We start from the raw sequence: 19,084 nt of genomic DNA on the forward strand, positions 1-19,084 counted from the left end.
TACAATTATTATCTTTAAACAACAAAAATCCAAAATCATAAAAATGATTAAATCATTACGCACCTTACTGCACTTTTCCTTTATCCTTACATTTATAGTGAGCTGTTCGTCAAATACTACAGCCGCCAAACGCAGACCTCCGCAATGGGTAAAAGAGCGTCCTGTTTCATCAGAATACTATATTGGCATAGCCGTAGTTAAGAAAGACGCCAATGAAACAAGCTATATTCAATTGGCTAAAAATCAAGCCCTACAGGATTTATGTTCCGAAATTTCCATCTCTATTTCATCCAATTCTGTTCTGCATCAGTTCGAAAACAACACGAGTTTTAAAGAAGAGTTTGAAGCAGATATTAAAACCTCTCTTGTGCAGGATCTGGAAGGATACGAAATGGTTGCTTCCTGGGACAATAAAAAAGAAGGAGAATATTGGGTTTACTATCAATTGTCAAAAAATCAGTATGCTCTGCTAAAAAGAGTGAAACTAAACAAAGCAAAAAAACTGTCTCAAAGCTATTTCGAAGAAGGCAAACAATACGAAAAACAACTCGACCTTTTTCAAGCATTAAATTACTACGCAAAATCACTTGATGCAATAAAAAATCATTTGGATGAAGATCTTAGCGTAATGACATTGGATGGAACTATCAATTTAGGAACAGATATTTATAATTCCATCCAAAACATTTTTAACCGAACACAACTTACTCCGGTCAAAAAGACGATTCAGCTCGAAATATCAACTTCGCAAAAAGAACCAATTCTGGTAAAAGCTGTTTGGCTGGCCGATGAAGGTGAAAAAATGATTTCTCAATTGCCCTTGGAAATTAAATTCACAAAAGGTGCAGGTATTTTGAATGGAAATGTTTCGACAGACCAATTTGGTTATGCATCTTCTCAATTGTCGAGAGTAAGCTCGCGGCAAAAACTGCAGGAAATTACTGCTTCTCTCGATCTTTCATCAATTTTGGATGAAAGCAACGAAAATTACGAATTAAACAAACTTTTCTTCACTGAAGAATCGGCACCTAAAAGTAAAATCACTTTAAATGTAGAACGACTAAAAGCGTACCTGAATTTTAGCGAAAAGATATTTGGAGAAGACTCTAAACGCGGAATTTTAGAGAACAATTTAAAGAAAGAATTGTCTGAAAATTTCTTCTCATTTACAAATAATAAAGATCAGGCCAAAGTTATTCTTGATATCAATACCAATGTAACAAAAGGTGAAATTAAAGAAGGCCGCAACTACAAAGTATATATTGTGTATCTGGATTGTTTTTTCTCGCTTACCGATGTTAAAACAGGCCTGGAAATTTTCAATGATGCCATATACGAAGTGAAAGGCATGAAGCCCATCAGTTACGATTATGCAGTGAAAGAGGCTTACGAACAAGCTGTTGATGAAATAAACAACACGATTGTCCCTAAACTGAATCAACTTGATTTATAAAATCATCATATTCCAAAACAAAAAATAACGATAAATAATACACACATGAAAACAAGAAAATTACACAAAAGCTTATTCCTTGGATTAGGAATTTTACTGGTTGCAGGAATGAGTTCTTGCGGATCGGCTGAAAAAGTAGTTACTACAAAAGCACAAGGCGAAGAATTGATTGAAGTTTATTGTACCGGCCCTGATTTTCAGAGTGATAAAAATAATTTCAGAGCTTCTGCTATTGGCGAAAGTTTAGATCAGATGGTATCTAAAAAGAAAGCCGGCACCAATGCCCGTGCCGAACTGGCGACACTAATTCAGTCTACAATAAAAGGTACAATTGACAACTACGTGAACTCAACAGAATTAAATAATGTTGAGCAAGTTGAAGAACGTTTTGAAGGTTTAACCCGTGAGGTGATCAACCAACAATTGAACAACATCAAAGTAATTTGCGAAAAGCAAACCAAAACCGGTGAAAACAAATACAAAACATACATTGCCCTGGAGATGAGCTCAAAAGATTTGGAGGAAGCAATCAACCAAAAATTATCGCAGGATGACAAGTTAAAAGTTGATTACGATTACGAGAAATTCAAAGAAACTTTTAATGCCGAGATGCAAAAACTGGAAGCTCAGCAAAGAGGATTCTAAGCAAAAAACAACATTCTAATATAAGCTGAAAAAATGGCCATTTCTTTCATAAGAAATGGCCATTTTAAAATCAAAAAAATACTATAATCTAAATATTAAAAAGTACACCAACAGCCAGGTTAACATTCTCATAAGCTGTGTTGTATTTAAAATCGCCAAAAAACTGAACATCACCACCCGTTCTAGCTCCGATACCTAAATTCAAACCAACTTTTGAATCGGAACCTGAAAAAGTTCCGAACTCGCCAAAATCTATCGACGCATCGACATAAGAATAATTTAAACCTCCTATGGCGTATACTTTTAAAGTCTCTTCCTTTACGAAATTGCAATGTACATCTGCATCCAACACATATTCAGTCAAATCTAATCCATCAGGAGAACTTGGGAAAAAATAGGTGAAGCCGGGAGCAATTGAAAATAATTCGTTTATTTCATACAAGCCTTTAACTCCAATTCCAAATGCCACCGCTTCACTTCCGTCATCATCAATTGAAAGCTTAGTGCCCATAACCAAATTTCCGCCCAATTTCATCTGTGCACTTGCTTCAAGGCCTGCAAAAATCATAACGGCAACAGCAATTAGAAATAAAATTTTCTTTTTCATAATTTTAGTTTTAGGTTTAAAATTACTTACTCCGAATATCGAAGACAATATGAAATTTAATTGTTTCACAATAAACAAACAAATTTAAATCAACACCTATTACCTGTATACTAAACCTATATCTATACAAACGAAACAAGCTCATATTCAAACCCATTTCTTTTCCGCGATCATATTTAGACTAACCGGAATACAGCACAGAAGTGCAAAAAAAGTAATCTGAGGTATCTTTGACGTTGATGCCAAAATAATTCTGATTTCCTTTTGCAAAGCTGAATCTTAAAATATTCATCGAAGTGTTATTTATTTTTTCTGAAAACAACATTACACCTTCTTTTCAAATTGTTCCTTTCTCTTTGTTTATTACCTTTACACTTCAATTAATAATTTACAAAAATGATCACATCAGACCAGCTAAAAAGTTTAGTGGAACGCACGGAAGCGTTAAGGAGGTATCTTTGACGTTGATGCCAAAATAATTCAGATACAGGAAGAAGAATTGAGAACTCAGGCTCCCGGATTTTGGGACAATCCAAAAGAGGCTGAAATTCAAATGCGAAAAGTAAGAGGACTTAAATCCTGGGTTGATTCTTACAATGAAGCAAAAGAAGCAATTGACGACCTTCAGATATTATTCGATTTCGCCAAGGAAGAAGAAGCATCGCCAGAGGAGGTAGACGAACAATTTGCAGCAACACAAAGCTTAATTGAAGCTCTTGAGCTAAGAAATATGCTCCGAAAAGAGGAAGATAAACTGGGAGCCATTCTAAAAATAAATTCTGGTGCCGGTGGAACTGAAAGTTGTGATTGGTGCGAAATGCTTTACCGAATGTACTTGCGTTACGGTGAAGCGCATGGCTATAAGGTAAGTTCATTGGAATATCAGGAAGGTGACGAAGCCGGAATTAAATCGGCAACTCTCGAATTTGAAGGTGATTTTGCTTACGGATTTTTAAAATCCGAAAATGGCGTGCACCGCTTGGTTCGTCTTTCTCCATTTAATGCGGCCAACAAACGAATGACTACTTTTGCATCGGTCTATGTTTATCCTGCCATTGACGATACCATCGAAATTGAAATCAATCCTGCTGATATCAGTTGGGATACTTTCCGTTCGGGTGGTGCCGGCGGACAAAATGTAAATAAAGTGGAAACAGGTGTTCGGTTACGACATGCTCCAACCGGAATCATCATTGAAAATACCGAAACCCGCTCCCAATTTGGAAACCGCGAAAATGCACTTCGATTGCTGAAATCGCAGCTATACGAATTGGAACTAAGAAAACGTCAGGAAGAAACTGACAAGATTGAAGGATCAAAAAAGAAAATTGAATGGGGTTCACAAATTCGTTCCTATGTAATGCAGCCTTACAAACTGGTTAAGGATGTAAGAACAGGCCACGAAACCTCTAATGTTCAAGCCGTTTTAGATGGTGGTTTGGATGGATTCATCAAAGCATTCCTAATGGAATTCAGCGAGGAAGATAAAAAATAAGAGTAGGGATCTTGCATGCAAGGTCCCTACTCTTTTGTTTGTTTGGGCTTAAACATCCCTCCTATCAGCACACCAAAAAGTAAACCGTAAGGCACCATTGTGTACCAATTGGACTGAATGGGGCAAGTACCTGAAACACAACCAACATATTTCCAGTAAAGGAATCCACCCAGCAGACCAAGCAGCCCTCCTATAATTTCAAATTTTCTATTTTTAATTAGCTTTTTCACCATCTCAAACATATGTATCTATTTATATAATTCAAACTTAGCAAAGAATATTGAATAGTCGTGATGAAGACAATTCTTTTCATTAAATAAATAAGCTGCAAAATACAAATCTGATATTGATGGCACTATTTCATTCAAAAAAACAATCAATTTTTCATTAAATCATCAGTAATTCTGAAAACACAAATTCTATTTCCCATACTATTCCCGAAAGCCGTATATTTGTATCACTTTAAACAGTAAAACAGAAATAAAAATGTTGAAAATTTATCACAATCCGCGTTGCTCCAAAAGTAGAGCAGGTTTAAAATATTTACAAGACAAAGGTCTGGAACCTGAAATTCGTTTGTATCTAAAAGATGAGTTTACCGAAGCCGAACTTGCTGATGTATTGATGAGAATGACGAAACAACCCTGGGAAATTATCCGCACTCACGAAAAATTATACAAAACCGATTTTAAAGGGAAAAATTTTAATACCGATGAGTGGATCAAAATATTAATTGAATATCCAAACCTAATTCAACGCCCCATTGTTATTAAAGACCACAAAGGAATATTTGCTGTGCCAGCTGAAAAAATGGATGAGATTTTTTAATTCATCCATTTCCTGATTCATTTCACATTTCAACCTCTAAATCGACCAACTTAATTTGCCTTTATAAAATTTCACACACAGAAATTAATTAAGTACATGAACAAATTTAGAAAAATATACATGGTCTTCCTGTCTCTTCTAAGCGTAGCCTGCGATCCTTTTCAAACCAAAATTGGAACAGAGGTATCCTTATACGAAAGTCCGGAAAAACAAGAATTCGCCTTTCCGGATACCTTAAAAGTAATGACATGGAACATCAAATTTGGCGGTGGAAGAATTGATTTCTTTTTCGATTGCCATGGCGACCGGGTTATTATGGAAAAATCAGAAGTGCTGGATAACATGAGCGTGCTTTCTGAAAAAATCCGTGAAGTAAACCCCGATATCCTGTTTATTCAGGAAGCCGATGTGAATGCAAAACGAAGTGCTTTTGTTGATCAGGTTCAGTATCTGGTCAACAATACCGACTTTAATTATGCGGCCTATGCCTCACAATGGAAAGCCAAACACATCCCCAGCGACGGCATCGGAAAAATGGATTCGGGCAATGCCATTTTATCCAAATGGAAATTTACCGATGCGAAACGAACTCCTCTGCCTCTTATTCAATCGCAAAATTTCATTGTTCGTTATTTTTATCTCAAACGGAATATTCTGGAAATAAATCTGGAACACAAGGGTGAGGCAATTAAACTTTTAACAACACATCTATCGGCCTATGCCAATGATGACACCAAGAAAAATCAACTGGATATTTTAAAGAATTACGTCGATTCAATTCATCAGAAAGGACAAACATTCATTTTAGGCGGTGATTTTAACTCTCTTCCTCCATTTAGCAGACAAACCAGTAAATTCGATGATTCTGCATGCACCGATGGTGATTTTGATGCGGATAATTACAGCTCCGAAACAGAATGGATGATGCCTTTTTACAAAAGTTATAAAGCGGCAATTCCTTTGGAAGAATACAAAGAGAACAATTCTAAGCATTTTACACACACAACAGATAAAAACGGGTACTGGAATAGAAAGGTCGATTATATATTTACCAATGGCCACCTTGTTCAAAATAGCGGAAACACACTTCAACAATGGATGCAGGCATCTGATCATGCACCTATTGTTGTAAATTATAAACTATGAGTCAGCAATTATTAATGGGTAAGTCATAAGATCTTAACTCATTATTTAATTCCAGACAATTCCATTTTTAATTGACCGGAAATCCTATTTTATTCATGAATCTTAATTAATAATTCCTAATTCCAAGGTGTTTTAAAAGTATGATTAAGAACATTTTTAAAACCTTCCTTAAATGATAAAAAGGCCTTATTTTTAGGCTCTAATTTTTAAACAGTTACAGTTATGGCAGATAATAAACTTTTTAGTGACTTTGCTCCTCAATCTACTCAAGAGTGGATTGACAAAATCACTAAAGATCTTAAAGGTGCTGACTTTGATAGAAAGTTGGTTTGGAGAACTAATGAAGGATTCAATGTACAGCCTTTCTACAGACTGGAGAACATGGAAGACAAAGCCTTCATGAATACCTATCCTGGAGATTTTCCTTATGTTCGTGGTAATAAAAAAGACAATAATGATTGGTTGGTTCGTCAGGATATCATTGTAGAGGATGTGAAAGCAGCTAACGAAAAAGCTCTTGATGTTCTGAACAAAGGTATCGACTCAATTGGATTCGTATTGAATTGGAAAGACCTAAGCAAAGATGAATTAGCAACTTTGTTAAATGGTATTTTCCTGGATTGTGTAGAAATCAACTTCGAAAAATCTCACGGCTCTGTTGAATTAATCAAAAACCTACAGGCAATTGCAACCGAAAAAGGGATCGCTCTTGATAAATTAAATGGAGGAATTTCTATCGATCCTCTTTCAGGATTCAGTACTGTTGGTAACTTCTGTCAGTCAGAAGAAAGTTCTTTTAATTATTTAAAAGAAGCTATCGAAGCTGCTAAAGCTCTTCCTAACTATAAAGTTGTTGCAGTAGGTGGAAGCCTTTTCAACAACTCAGGATCTTCAATTGTTGAAGAATTAGGTTTCTCTTTAGCTGCTGGAGCTGAATACCTAAGCAAAATGATTGATGCAGGTCTTTCAGTTGACGAGGTAGCTCCAAAAATCCGTTTCAACTTTGCAACCAGCTCTAAATATTTTATGGAGATTGCCAAGTTAAGAGCCGGACGTATGGTATGGGCTAACATCGTTAAAGCATTTGGTGCTTCAAACGAAGAAGTTTGCAAAATGAATGTTCATGGTGAAACTTCAGAATGGAACAAAACTGTTTATGATCCTTATGTGAACATGCTGCGTACTCAAACTGAATCAATGTCGGCTGTTTTAGGTGGACTTGATTCATTCACAGTAAAACCTTTCGATTCTGCATTTGCTGAATCTTCTGTTTTCTCTGAAAGAATTGCCCGTAACCAACAATTATTATTAAAAGAAGAATCGCATCTGGCTAAAATTGCTGATCCGGCTGCAGGTTCATACTATATTGAATCATTGACTGAATCAATTGCTGATGAAGCTTGGAAACTATTCCTGACTGTTGAAGACAAAGGTGGATACCTTGAAGCCTTCAAAGCAGGATTCGTTCAATCTACGATCAAAGCAACTGCACAGAAACGTGATTTCCAAATTGCTACACGCCAGGAGAATTTCTTAGGAACCAACCAATTCCCAAATTTTGGAGAAGTATTGGAAGCTCTTCCTGAGACAGTTCTTGCTCCTGCAGATAAAACTGCAGCGAATGCTGTTTGCGAAACTCTTAAACCATATCGTGGTGCTCAGGCTTTCGAAACTCTTCGTAACAAAACTGATATTTACAGCAAAACAAATGGTCGTCCTAAAGTGATGATGTTCCCTATCGGAAACTTAAACATGCGTAAAGCCCGTGCTCAGTTTGCTTGTAACTTCTTCGCTTGTGCCGGATTTGATGTTGAAGATCATAACGGTTTTAAATCAGTAGAAGAAGGTGTAAAATTCGTAACTGAAAAAGGTGCCAAGATCGTTGTTGTTTGTAGTTCTGATGATGAATATGCAACTATCGTTCCTGAAGTTTACGAAGCTCTTAAAGGGGAAGCAATTACCGTTGTTGCAGGTGCTCCGGCATGTGCTGATGAATTAAAAGCCAAGGGTATTGAGAACTTTATCAACGTGAAATCTAACGTTCTTGAAACGTTGAAAGCATATCAAGCCGAGCTAGGTATTAAATAGATTTGAGATATGAGATGTGAGATGTAAAATCTCACAAAATATTAAAAATCAAATATTAGATTACTAAAAATTGATTCAGGATTCTTAATCAAGATGTAAATCATCTCATATTTAAAATCTTGTATCTAAAATCTAAAAAGAAATGAAACCAAATTTTAAAGATATAAATATCAAGTCATCTCAAAGAGCTGCGACAACATCTCAGGAATGGGAAAAAGAAAACGGCATTGAAAAATCTTGGATGACACCAGAACAAATTCCTGTTAAAACAGCCTTTAACAAGGAAGATTTAGAAGGCATGGAGCACTTGAACTATGTTTCAGGTTTGCCACCATTCCTACGTGGACCTTATTCAGCGATGTATCCTTTACGTCCTTGGACTGTTCGTCAGTATGCAGGTTTCTCTACTGCTGAAGAATCAAATGCATTCTACCGTCGTAACCTTGCTGCTGGTCAAAAAGGTCTTTCTGTAGCATTCGATTTAGCTACTCACCGTGGATATGATTCAGATCATCCCCGTGTGATTGGTGATGTTGGTAAAGCAGGGGTTGCTATCGACTCTATTTTGGATATGGAGATCCTTTTCGATCAAATTCCATTGGATCAGATGTCAGTATCTATGACAATGAACGGAGCAGTACTTCCAGTACTGGCTTTCTACATCGTTGCAGGTTTGGAGCAAGGCGCTAAACTGGAAGAACTCTCCGGTACTATCCAAAACGATATCCTAAAAGAATTCATGGTGCGTAACACATACATTTACCCACCGGATTTCTCAATGAAAATTATTGCTGATATCTTCGAATTCACTTCGAATTTCATGCCTAAGTTCAACTCCATTTCTATCTCGGGTTACCACATGCAGGAAGCAGGTGCTACAGCAGATATCGAGTTGGCTTATACTCTTGCTGATGGTTTGGAGTACTTGAAAAAAGGTGTTGCTGCAGGTATGGATGTTGATACATTCGCTCCCCGTTTGTCTTTCTTCTGGGCTATCGGAATGAATCACTTCATGGAGATTGCTAAAATGCGTGCGGGTCGTTTGCTATGGTCTAAGATTGTAAAACAATTCAATCCTAAGAATCCTAAGTCAATGGCATTACGTACTCACTCGCAAACTTCAGGTTGGTCATTAACTGAGCAGGATCCTTTCAACAACGTTGGACGTACCTGTATCGAGGCTATGGCTGCTGCATTGGGTCACACTCAGTCTCTTCACACCAATGCTTTGGATGAGGCGATTGCATTGCCAACCGATTTCTCTGCACGTATTGCCCGTAATACTCAAATCTTTATTCAGGATGAAACTACCATCTGTAAAGCTGTTGATCCTTGGGCAGGTTCTTACTACGTTGAGTCATTAACTCAAGAGTTAGTAAATAAGGCTTGGTCTCACATCGAAGAAGTTGAGAAATTAGGTGGAATGGCGAAAGCGATCGAGTCTGGTATTCCAAAACTTCGTATCGAAGAAGCTGCTGCACGTACTCAAGCTAAAATTGATGCGAACACTCAAACTATTGTAGGTACCAACAAATATCGTTTGGAGAAAGAAGATCCATTGGATATTTTGGAAGTAGATAACACTGCTGTACGTATTGCTCAGATTGAACGTTTGGCTAAGCTTCGTGCTAACCGTGACGATAAAGCTGTTCAAGCTGCTCTTGAAGCCATCACTGCTTGTGCAAACGGAGGTGAAGGCAACTTATTGGATCTTGCTGTTAAAGCTGCACAATTACGTGCTTCTTTAGGTGAGATTTCAGATGCATGTGAAAAAGTTTGTGGTAGATATAAAGCTGTAATTAGAACCGTGTCAGGAGTATATTCATCAGAATCAGGACAAGATGCTGATTTCGCAATAGCGAAAGAAAAAGCAAATCAATTTGCAGAAATGACAGGACGTCGTCCTCGTATCATGATCGCAAAAATGGGACAAGATGGTCATGACCGTGGTGGTAAAGTTGTTGCTACTGGTTTTGCTGACATAGGATTTGACGTGGATATGGGACCTTTGTTCCAAACTCCGGAGGAATCTGCTAAGCAAGCTGTAGAAAATGATGTACACATCGTTGGTGTTTCTTCATTAGCTGCTGGTCACAAAACTTTAGTTCCTGCAGTTATCGCGGAATTGAAAAAATTGGGCCGCGAAGATATCATGGTTACTGCAGGTGGTGTTATTCCAGCTCAGGATTACGATTTCTTATACGAAGCTGGTGTTGTTGGTGTATTTGGTCCTGGTACCAAAGTATCAAAATGTGCTATCCAAATGTTGGATATCCTAATTGAGCAATACAAAGACTAGTTCTTTTATTATCATTATATTTAAAGACAGGAATCATGTTCCTGTCTTTTTTTTGTGCTAAATTTTAGCTTAAATTAAAACTTCAAACTTTATGAAAAGACCAGCCATTCTTCTTTTTCTCTCATTAATAATTTTGAATATTTCTGCACAAAACCAAACCAAAGAAGATTCCCGAATCAAGATGAAGATTCTTTTCGGACAACTGACTTTAGATGCATTTAACATGGATATTTGTTCCCCTTGGTACACTCCGGAGCACGATTCTTATCTGCCGGACACAACGATTCTAAATGAGCTTCGGGAACAAAATCTAACAGATATATCAATTCACCTGATTATCGGTTCATGGTGTCACGACAGTCATAGAGAAGTACCTCGTTTCATCAAAATACTGGAAGAAATAAATTTTCCGTTCGATCAATTAAATATGAATGCTTTAGACTCCGGCAAATCTTCACCGGATTTTGATGCAAAAGCCAATAAGGTTACCAATGTTCCAACGGCCATCATCTGCCGAAATGGCAAGGAAATAGGTCGGATTATCGAAAGTCCAAAAAAATCTTTGGAAAAAGATCTTTTACTAATAATCTCAAAAAATTAGTACCTTTATCCTTTAGACCAACTAACACAATCATGGAACAAGAGAGAACAAATGCCGGACAAACATTAGGAATTATTGGATTGATACTTGGTATTATAACTTTAATGATAGGATTTATTCCCTGTGTTGGAGTTATTGCACTTGTTCCTGGAGTAATCGCAATTATTTTAAGTGCTGTTGGACTAAGCCAGGCCAATCGGGGAAATGGTGCACGTGGTATTAATATCGGAGCATTAATTGTCTCAATTATTGGTGTTTTAGTCGCATCTTTATGGTTAATTTTTGTTGTCGGAATTGCCAACCTCAACGAAGATGAAATTGAAGGATTTGTAGAAGATGTAATCGAAGAAGTGATTGATGAATCTGTTCACAATGCTGATTTACAAGATGCCTTACAAGAATTGGAAGAACAACTCGATGAGGTTTGTGTTGATTCGATTCATATTAAAACAGACAGCATCAACATCGAAATTAAAATTGATAATGAGTAATTCTCAATATTCGGCTAAACAGAATTACAAAATAATTAACCTCTCTTTAGCCGGAATTATTCTTTGCATTTTTATTTATTCTGCTCTGTTTTCTCCTAAAGAATGCAATCATCCCATACCTTCTTTTTACACCCAAATTACAAACGAAATAAGTCCGTCTACCGGTCTGTCACGAAGCTTCTCTGCAATTGTGCGAGGTGATCTTCCACTGGCTAAGACATTCAACCCTTACAGCTTACATATTTTTCTTTTTTTTGCCTTTCAGTTCATTTTTAGGATTTTATCATTTTCGTTGATTAACGATAAATTTCAGTTGATGAAACCTGCTATTTTAATGGATATCACACTGTCATTAACAGGCTTTTATCTGGCCTTCAGACCATTAATACTATTCACAATAAAACTTTTTCAGAAAACCATCGTAAACTGCTGGTAAGTTAAATATTATTAAACTAACACCTTCGATATGCCGGCACTACTTGTAATAGTTTTTCTCGTACTTCTGACCAGTCTGATGGTTTTACATGTCTACAATGAGCTCAATTTATTCAAAAGGATTACCCGGGCAGGATATTTTGTGCAGGAACTAATGGATCAGCATGGAATAAAACATCTTGATTTGGAAAAGAAATTTGAATCCTCAACTCTTACGACTCAACTTCGAGTATTAGAGTATTATCTGCACTCTCTTAATTCATCTTACAAAGATTTTGGCACCAGAAAAACGACTGTTCAGAGACTAATAACAATAGAGAATGTTCTGGCAGAATATGGCTACCAGAACAAATTAAGTGTTATTTAATATCAGCAAGAGAAAAACATTTATCAACTTTTATACCTCTGGGCGTTTGTACTAAGCTGCAACACTCAGTTACTATATCGTGCTGAAAAAATAAGATATAATTATTCTCCACAGCTTCTTTTAGAAAAACCTCTTTCTCGTGCAATGATGCAATTGGATTTAAATCGTAGCTGGCCAACCATTTTACAGGAACATTAGCCGTTGTAGGAATAAAATCTCCGGCAAACACAATGGTAAAGTTTTCATTTTTAATAATAGAAACCATCAAACCTGGAGTATGACCATTCACTAATCTAACTTCAAAATTAGGAAATAATTCTCCCTCCTTCTCTACAAACCTCAATTTGCCAGCCTCCTTTATTGGAACAATATTTTCCTGAAAATAGGCATCAGCTTCACGAATATTTGGGCTGCTAAAATTGTTCCATTGGGTTTTACTCACCCAATGTGTGGCATTCGGAAAAACCAGTTCGAAACCATCTCCCTTTTCATTATGCTTTACAGCACCACCACAATGATCGAAATGCAAATGAGTAAAAACCACATCTGTAATATCTGTTGGCTGAAAACCAATATTCGCAAGAGAAGACAATAAATCAGCCTCTCCATTCAAATGATGATGTTTAAAAAATTCAGCACTTTGCTTATCTCCGGTACCATTATCGATCAGTATTTTTCGCTCCCCGTCAACAACAAGCATGCTTCTCATTGCACAATTGCATAAATTATCTTCATCGCTTGGGTATTTTCGACTCCAAAGAAGTTTTGGAACCACACTGAACATAGCACCTCCATCGCACTTAAAATTGCCTGTTTCTATATTATATATTTCCATTATTTTTAAGTAAATATGTTATCTTTAATCCTGAATCGCACTGTAAATACAGCTTTACAGACCTATTCATTCAATACAGATCAAAAATACAATTTTTTAAAACGAATACCAATGAGAGTACATTTTATAGCAATTGGCGGCAGCGCCATGCACAATCTTGCAATAGCATTGCATTTAAAAGGTTTTACTGTTTCAGGTTCTGATGATGAAATTTTTAACCCCTCAAAATCACGTTTGGAAAAACACAATATACTGCCAAAAGAATGGGGCTGGTTTCCTGAAAAAATAAATACTGATCTCGACGCTATTATTCTTGGAATGCACGCCCGTATTGATAATCCGGAACTTTTAAAAGCTCAGGAATTAGGCTTAAAAATCTTCTCTTATCCTGAATACATTTACGAACAAACAAAAGACAAAACCAGAATTGTAATTGGTGGCAGCCATGGAAAAACAACTACAACATCAATGGTTATGCATGTTCTTAAAGAAAATGATATTGATTTTGATTATATGGTAGGTGCTCAAATTGAAGGCTTCGAAACCATGGTTAAGTTGACCAAAGAAGCTAAAATCGCAATCTTCGAAGGTGATGAGTATTTGTCTTCTCCAATTGACCGAAGACCAAAATTTCATCTGTACCATCCACATATCGCATTAATTACCGGTGTAGCCTGGGATCACATCAATGTTTTTCCAACTTTTGAAAACTATGTTGAGCAGTTCGAGACATTCACAAATCTTATTCAGCCCAATGGGAGTTTAATCTATTTTGAAGAGGACGAGCACATTCAAAAAATTCTCACTAAAAGAAGAGATGATGTAAACTACATTCCATACAATACACATCCATTCAGACTGGAAAATAACCAAACCATTTTAACTACAGATGATAATGAATTTGCTCTTGAAATATTTGGGGAGCATAATTTACAAAACCTTATGGGTGCTTATCATATCTGTAAAAGTATTGGAATAAAAGACCTTGATTTTTACCAATCGATTCAAAATTTTTCCGGAGCCGCCCGTCGCCTGCAAAAGTTGGCTGAAAGCGATAACTGCAGTGTGTTTCAGGATTTTGCTCATTCTCCTTCTAAATTAAAGGCAACAACCGAAGCTGTAAAAAAGCAATATCAGAATAGAAAATTGATTGCCTGTATGGAACTTCATACTTTCAGCAGCCTGAAGAAAGAATTTCTACCTCATTATAAAAATACAATGAGTATGGCTGATCAGGCTTTTGTGTATTTTGATCCGAAAACAATTGAACACAAAAAACTGGAACCAATAACCAGCAAACAGGTAGAAGAAGCGTTTGGAGGAACTAATCTTAAAGTATATATTAATTCAGATCAACTAATCTCAGATTTACTTTCAATAGATTTTAAGAATACAAATGTTTTATTGATGAGTTCGGGAAACTTTACAGGTGTAAACCTCCCTCAACTTGCCGAAAAAATTATAGTAAATACAAAATAAGCTAAAGTGCACTATTTCAAATCTCTTTATGTTGCCGAAAGATAAATTAATACTATTTTTACGGTATAATGAACCCCAAAGTCAGGACTGTTATGCTTTGTAAGCTTAAATATTTTTTTTTAATTCTTCTGATTTTCCCAACAACTGCTGTGTTGGGCGAAACTCAGGTTCAAATTCAGAAGGCCGAAGAGTTATTAAAAAGTACTGAAGGTGGTAAAAGAATTGGTTTACTTAAAGAACTATCGCGTTTATATATTGATATAGATCCTGACAAAAGTATCGACTACGCAAAAGAAGTTGTCATTCTCAACTCCGCAGATCCTGCTGAAAAATCAGCTTCATTATACGATCTGGGAAATTTATATCGTCGGGTTAACAATTTTAGACTGGCGCTCGATTGCCACAAACAGGCTCTGGAAATCCGAAAAACGATTAATGACCTGAAAGGAACTGCCAGTTCGTTGAATAACATTGGAGAAATATATAAAATACTCTATAAATACGACGAAGCCCTGATTCATCTTAACCGGTCGCTTGAAATAAGAGAGAAAAATGGAACTCAAAAAGAAGTTGCTTACACTTTAAATAATATCGGAAGTGTTTTTTGGCTAAAAAAGGATTACGCCAACTCCTTAGAATTTTATCTTAAATCTCTGGAAATAAGATCTGATTTAGGCGACAAATCGGACATCTCATCCTCTCTCAACAATCTCGGGAATGTGTATAAGAATCTTAATAAACCAAACAAAGCACTCGATTATTACACCAAAGCTCTTGAAATTAGAGAAGAAATAGGCGACAAAACCCTTATTGCATTTTCGCTAAATGATATTGGAGGAATATATTGGAGATTAAGCAATTTCAATGAATCTTTGGCCTACTACAACAGATCTCTTGAAATAAGAAAAGAAATAGGAAATAAAATATTTATTGCCGCTACTCTCAAAAATATAGGAACGGTATACAAGGATCTAAATGAACTGGATTTTTCTTTAAAGAACTACAATGAAGCCTTAAAAATTTACGATGAGATTAATGATCAAAAGGAACAGGCAAATGTCTTTTCGTTAATTGGGAATCTATACGAAAGCTATAATAATTTCGACAAGAGTCTGGAATATCATAAAATATCACTTAGTCTTCACCGCAGAATAGGAAATAACAAAGGAATAGCATATTCCTCGAACAGCATTGGAGAAATATTAATGAAATATTACCAAAGCGAGGAGGCCAAAGACTATTTGCTTTCAGCATTTGATCATGCTAATCTGTGCAAAGACAGAAGCCTGCAAAAAATTGCATCAGAGAATTTGTTCGAGTATTTCTCGAACCAAGGAGATTATAAGAAAGCATTGGAATACTTCCGTGAATACTCGAGTACCCAATACGACAGTATTATAGATCAGATTGATAAAGATAAAATATCTGAATTTGAGGCTAATTATCAGATTTCTAAAAACAAAGATGAAATCAAGACCTTGAAAGCATACAATCGTCAGCAAAGCATAGTAATTTATCTTTTTGTAGCTTTAATAATTCTTGCAGGAGTAATAGGTTATATCGCAAACAGGAACATCAAAATAAGAAAGGAAGCTACGCAAGCTTTAACAGAAAAGAATGATGAACTGGAAGAAATTAACTCCAGATTAAAAGAGACTGAAGTAACACTTAAGGATTTGAATCTTACGAAGGATAAAATATTCAACATTATTTCGAACGATTTACGAACCCCTTTTATTGATATGAAGCTTATGAGCTCAAAACTTCTTGATAGTTTTGATCAGGCTAGAATTAAAGAACAAAAGCATTTATCGAAAAACATCAGAGACTTGTCTTTTCAGACTTACAATCTTGTTGAAAACATTTTGTTATGGTCTGCCTCGCAGTCCGGCAAAACAAAATTTTCACCGCGTCTTTTTAATGTGAAAGAACTTTTAGATCACAGTTTAACAAAGCTTTCGGAACAACTTATTGAAAAAAATATTAAGATAATTTTTAATTTAGACAGCTCTTCCAAGGCATATGCAGACACAGCAGCTATCTGCGAAGTGTTTAAAAATCTACTCTCCAATGCAATAAAATTCTCCTATCGTGAAGGAAAAATTACCATTTCGGCCCGGGAAAAAAAGTATTGGGTAGAATTAGATATTTCTGATGAAGGAGTGGGAATGAGTAAAACAAATCTCCACAAAATATTCCGTTTGGATAATAATTACCTTGCATTAGGAACCGCTCATGAAAAAGGTGCTGGAATTGGTTTATTGCTTTGTAAAGAATACATTGAGAAAAATGGGGGGAAAATATGGGCCGATAGTGAAGACGGAAAAGGAAGTAGTTTCTACATCACCATTCCTAAGTCAGATAAATTGATGGGCTCAGTTCCTAAAATAGAAGATCAATAAGTGAAGTACAACTCCACCAATACAAACCTGTATTTCTTAAATCCCTATGGCCTAATTTGTAATTTACCGACCGAACTTCAATTAATTAAATGTTGATTTATTTTTTAAGAACGAACAAAATGCAAAACGAGACCTCATGTGAAGCCTCGTTTATTTTGATCAGAAAATCTGAACTATATTAGTATTTTTTAGCAACAAAGTGATAATGACTACCAAATCTTTCGAATGCTGCCTGATCTAATTCTTCTCTAAAATTAGGATGTGCAACCGAAATAATAGCTTTAGCTCTTTGCTGTAAAGTTTTTCCGAATAAATTAACAGAACCATGCTCAGTAACAAACCATCTCATGTTATTACGAGTTGTTACAACACCAGATCCCTGCAAAAGAGTTGGAGTGATTTTTGAAACGCCTTTACCAGTAACAGAAGGCATTGCAATAATTGGAACACCACCTTCCGAAGCAGAAGCACCACGTGTAAAATCAATCTGTCCACCAACACCAGAATAATGTCTTGTTCCAATTGAATCGGCACAAACCTGACCTGTAATATCAATAGATAATGCAGAGTTAATTGCACATACTTTAGGATTTTGCTTGATGATACCAACACCATTGGTATAAGCAACATCCATCATTAAAACTCCTGGATTATCATCAACGAAATCATAAAGCTCTTTTGTTCCCATCAAGAAACCAGCAACAATCTTACCCTTATCCAATTTCTTATTCATTCCGTTAACAACACCGCTATAAACCAAAGGCAGAAGACCATCAGCAAACATTTCGGTGTGAACTCCAAGGTTCTTATGGTTGCCCAACTGAGCCAAAACCGCATTTGGAATACCACCTATACCCATTTGAAGACAAGCTCCATCAGGAATTAAACCAGCTACATTTTTACCAATTTGAATATCGATATCTGACAAAGGTGCATTGTGATGCTCGATTAATGGAGTATTATCCTCACAGAACACATCAAAATAACTCAAAGGCATTAAGGCATCGCCAAATGCACGAGGTACATTAGGATTGATTACCGCAACAACAGTATCTGCTGTTTCAACAGCTGCTTTTGTAGCATCAACAGAAGTACCCAATGATACATATCCATGTTTATCCGGTACACTTACCTGAACAACGGCTACGTTCACTTTTAAAATTCCTTCACGAATCAACTGTTGCGTTTCGCTCAAAAATACAGGGATATAATCGGCATAACCTGCCTGTGTTTGCTTTCGTACGTTGGCACCAACAAACAATGACTCCAAATTAAAGATACCTTCAAATTCAGCATCTGCATAAGGAGCTGGACCTTCTGTATGAAGGTGCTGTATTGACACATCGTAAATTTCTCCATTACGACCTCTTTCACACATTGCATTTATAAACTTCTGCGGAGCTAAAGCCACGGAATGTAAATGTACTCTATCCCCAGATTTAATCACCTTCGCTGCTTCCTCAAAAGAAACTATTTTGATCTCTTTGTGCATCTTTTAATCGATTTTATGATGTTTTTTAATAATTCCTAAATCGCCGACTAAAGTAGTATATTTTTTGAGTCCAATTTCTGCTATTCAGCATTTGTGCTACAAAACATATCGGCATTATCAGTTCATAACTAAGCTTTTGCGATTCGATTTCTAAAAATAATTGAGAATAAAATCAAGACTCCTTAAATGGAATAAAAAATATATCTTGGAGCAGGTAGTAAATTCTCACAAGAGTACTTAAGCGCAGAATCATATATAAAAAAGAAGCCGGAAATAAATTTCCGGCTGCAAAACCCAAACATCTAATAAAACTTAAATAACAAAAACTATCAAACTATTATTTTTTTGAACCCTATTACTTCGCAAAGTATGCTACTTTAGTCCTTCATGACTTTTGATCAAATAACCTTTGCTTTTGTAT

17 protein-coding genes are annotated in these 19,084 nt (G+C 36.1%); 13 read left to right on the forward strand and 4 right to left on the reverse strand.

Features of this window, described 5'->3' with window-relative positions:
• Window positions 1–43 precede the first annotated feature (43 nt).
• Window positions 44–1,453, forward strand: a complete 1,410-nt coding sequence (locus ACKU4N_RS19120) for an LPP20 family lipoprotein (protein ID WP_321319154.1) — start codon at window positions 44–46, stop codon at window positions 1,451–1,453.
• A gap of 45 nt (window positions 1,454–1,498) precedes the next feature.
• Window positions 1,499–2,098, forward strand: a complete 600-nt coding sequence (locus ACKU4N_RS19125) for a hypothetical protein (RefSeq protein WP_321319156.1) — start codon at window positions 1,499–1,501, stop codon at window positions 2,096–2,098.
• Window positions 2,099–2,186: 88 nt separating this feature from the next.
• Here the strand turns inward: ACKU4N_RS19125 and ACKU4N_RS19130 are convergent, their stop codons facing one another.
• A complete protein-coding gene (locus ACKU4N_RS19130) occupies window positions 2,187–2,705 on the reverse strand; it encodes an outer membrane beta-barrel protein (protein ID WP_321319158.1) in 519 nt (172 codons plus the stop codon).
• A 396-nt stretch (window positions 2,706–3,101) separates the two neighbouring features.
• On the opposite strand from ACKU4N_RS19130, the gene prfB reads away from it, so the two are divergent.
• A protein-coding gene (gene prfB, locus ACKU4N_RS19135; protein ID WP_321319160.1) for a peptide chain release factor 2 occupies window positions 3,102–4,200 on the forward strand; the annotation gives its coding sequence in 2 pieces (ribosomal slippage) (window positions 3,102–3,164 and window positions 3,166–4,200; 1,098 coding nt in all).
• Window positions 4,201–4,226: 26 nt separating this feature from the next.
• Here the strand turns inward: prfB and ACKU4N_RS19140 are convergent.
• A complete protein-coding gene (locus ACKU4N_RS19140; protein WP_321319162.1) occupies window positions 4,227–4,433 on the reverse strand; it encodes a DUF6132 family protein in 207 nt (68 codons plus the stop codon).
• A gap of 253 nt (window positions 4,434–4,686) precedes the next feature.
• Here ACKU4N_RS19140 and ACKU4N_RS19145 point away from each other — a divergent pair, with 253 nt between their 5' ends.
• The 8 genes from ACKU4N_RS19145 to ACKU4N_RS19180 all read left to right on the forward strand — a co-directional run bounded on the left by ACKU4N_RS19145 (window position 4,687) and on the right by ACKU4N_RS19180 (window position 12,455).
• A complete protein-coding gene (locus ACKU4N_RS19145; protein WP_321319164.1) occupies window positions 4,687–5,028 on the forward strand; it encodes an arsenate reductase family protein in 342 nt (113 codons plus the stop codon).
• A gap of 96 nt (window positions 5,029–5,124) precedes the next feature.
• The gene (locus ACKU4N_RS19150) at window positions 5,125–6,174 is read left to right on the forward strand and encodes an endonuclease/exonuclease/phosphatase family protein (RefSeq protein WP_321319166.1); all 1,050 of its coding nucleotides are present in this window, start codon (window positions 5,125–5,127) and stop codon (window positions 6,172–6,174) included.
• Between the two features lie 222 nt (window positions 6,175–6,396).
• Window positions 6,397–8,262 (forward strand): methylmalonyl-CoA mutase family protein, encoded by a 1,866-nt coding sequence (locus ACKU4N_RS19155; protein ID WP_321319168.1) that lies wholly within the window; start codon window positions 6,397–6,399, stop codon window positions 8,260–8,262.
• Window positions 8,263–8,404: 142 nt separating this feature from the next.
• Window positions 8,405–10,561 carry a methylmalonyl-CoA mutase gene (scpA, locus tag ACKU4N_RS19160; RefSeq protein WP_321319170.1) on the forward strand — a complete coding sequence of 719 codons (2,157 nt, stop codon included), beginning with the start codon at window positions 8,405–8,407 and terminating at the stop codon, window positions 10,559–10,561.
• Between the two features lie 91 nt (window positions 10,562–10,652).
• Window positions 10,653–11,162 carry a thioredoxin domain-containing protein gene (locus ACKU4N_RS19165; protein ID WP_321319172.1) on the forward strand — a complete coding sequence of 170 codons (510 nt, stop codon included), beginning with the start codon at window positions 10,653–10,655 and terminating at the stop codon, window positions 11,160–11,162.
• A gap of 32 nt (window positions 11,163–11,194) precedes the next feature.
• The gene (locus ACKU4N_RS19170; RefSeq protein WP_321319174.1) at window positions 11,195–11,653 is read left to right on the forward strand and encodes a hypothetical protein; all 459 of its coding nucleotides are present in this window, start codon (window positions 11,195–11,197) and stop codon (window positions 11,651–11,653) included.
• Window positions 11,646–12,089 (forward strand): hypothetical protein, encoded by a 444-nt coding sequence (locus ACKU4N_RS19175; protein ID WP_321319176.1) that lies wholly within the window; start codon window positions 11,646–11,648, stop codon window positions 12,087–12,089. The genes ACKU4N_RS19170 and ACKU4N_RS19175 overlap by 8 nt, the downstream gene beginning before the upstream one ends.
• 30 nt (window positions 12,090–12,119) lie before the next feature.
• On the forward strand, window positions 12,120–12,455 hold the full coding sequence (locus ACKU4N_RS19180) for a hypothetical protein (protein WP_321319178.1): 336 nt from the start codon (window positions 12,120–12,122) through the stop codon (window positions 12,453–12,455).
• Here ACKU4N_RS19180 and ACKU4N_RS19185 read toward each other — a convergent pair.
• A complete protein-coding gene (locus ACKU4N_RS19185; RefSeq protein WP_321319179.1) occupies window positions 12,448–13,290 on the reverse strand; it encodes an MBL fold metallo-hydrolase in 843 nt (280 codons plus the stop codon). The genes ACKU4N_RS19180 and ACKU4N_RS19185 overlap by 8 nt on opposite strands.
• Before the next feature lie 111 nt (window positions 13,291–13,401).
• Between ACKU4N_RS19185 and murC the strand changes: the two genes are divergently transcribed.
• On the forward strand, window positions 13,402–14,769 hold the full coding sequence (murC, locus tag ACKU4N_RS19190; protein WP_321319181.1) for a UDP-N-acetylmuramate--L-alanine ligase: 1,368 nt from the start codon (window positions 13,402–13,404) through the stop codon (window positions 14,767–14,769).
• A gap of 92 nt (window positions 14,770–14,861) precedes the next feature.
• The gene (locus tag ACKU4N_RS19195; protein ID WP_321319183.1) at window positions 14,862–17,171 is read left to right on the forward strand and encodes a tetratricopeptide repeat protein; all 2,310 of its coding nucleotides are present in this window, start codon (window positions 14,862–14,864) and stop codon (window positions 17,169–17,171) included.
• 178 nt (window positions 17,172–17,349) lie between these two features.
• On the opposite strand, the gene ACKU4N_RS19200 is transcribed toward ACKU4N_RS19195, so the two are convergent.
• Window positions 17,350–18,663, reverse strand: coding sequence for an acetyl-CoA hydrolase/transferase family protein (locus ACKU4N_RS19200; RefSeq protein ID WP_321319185.1), 1,314 nt, complete (start codon window positions 18,661–18,663; stop codon window positions 17,350–17,352).
• Window positions 18,664–19,084: the final 421 nt, after the last annotated feature.

The sequence above is a fragment of the Labilibaculum sp. genome (assembly GCF_963664555.1).
Taxonomy (GTDB): Bacteria; Bacteroidota; Bacteroidia; order Bacteroidales; family Marinifilaceae; genus Labilibaculum.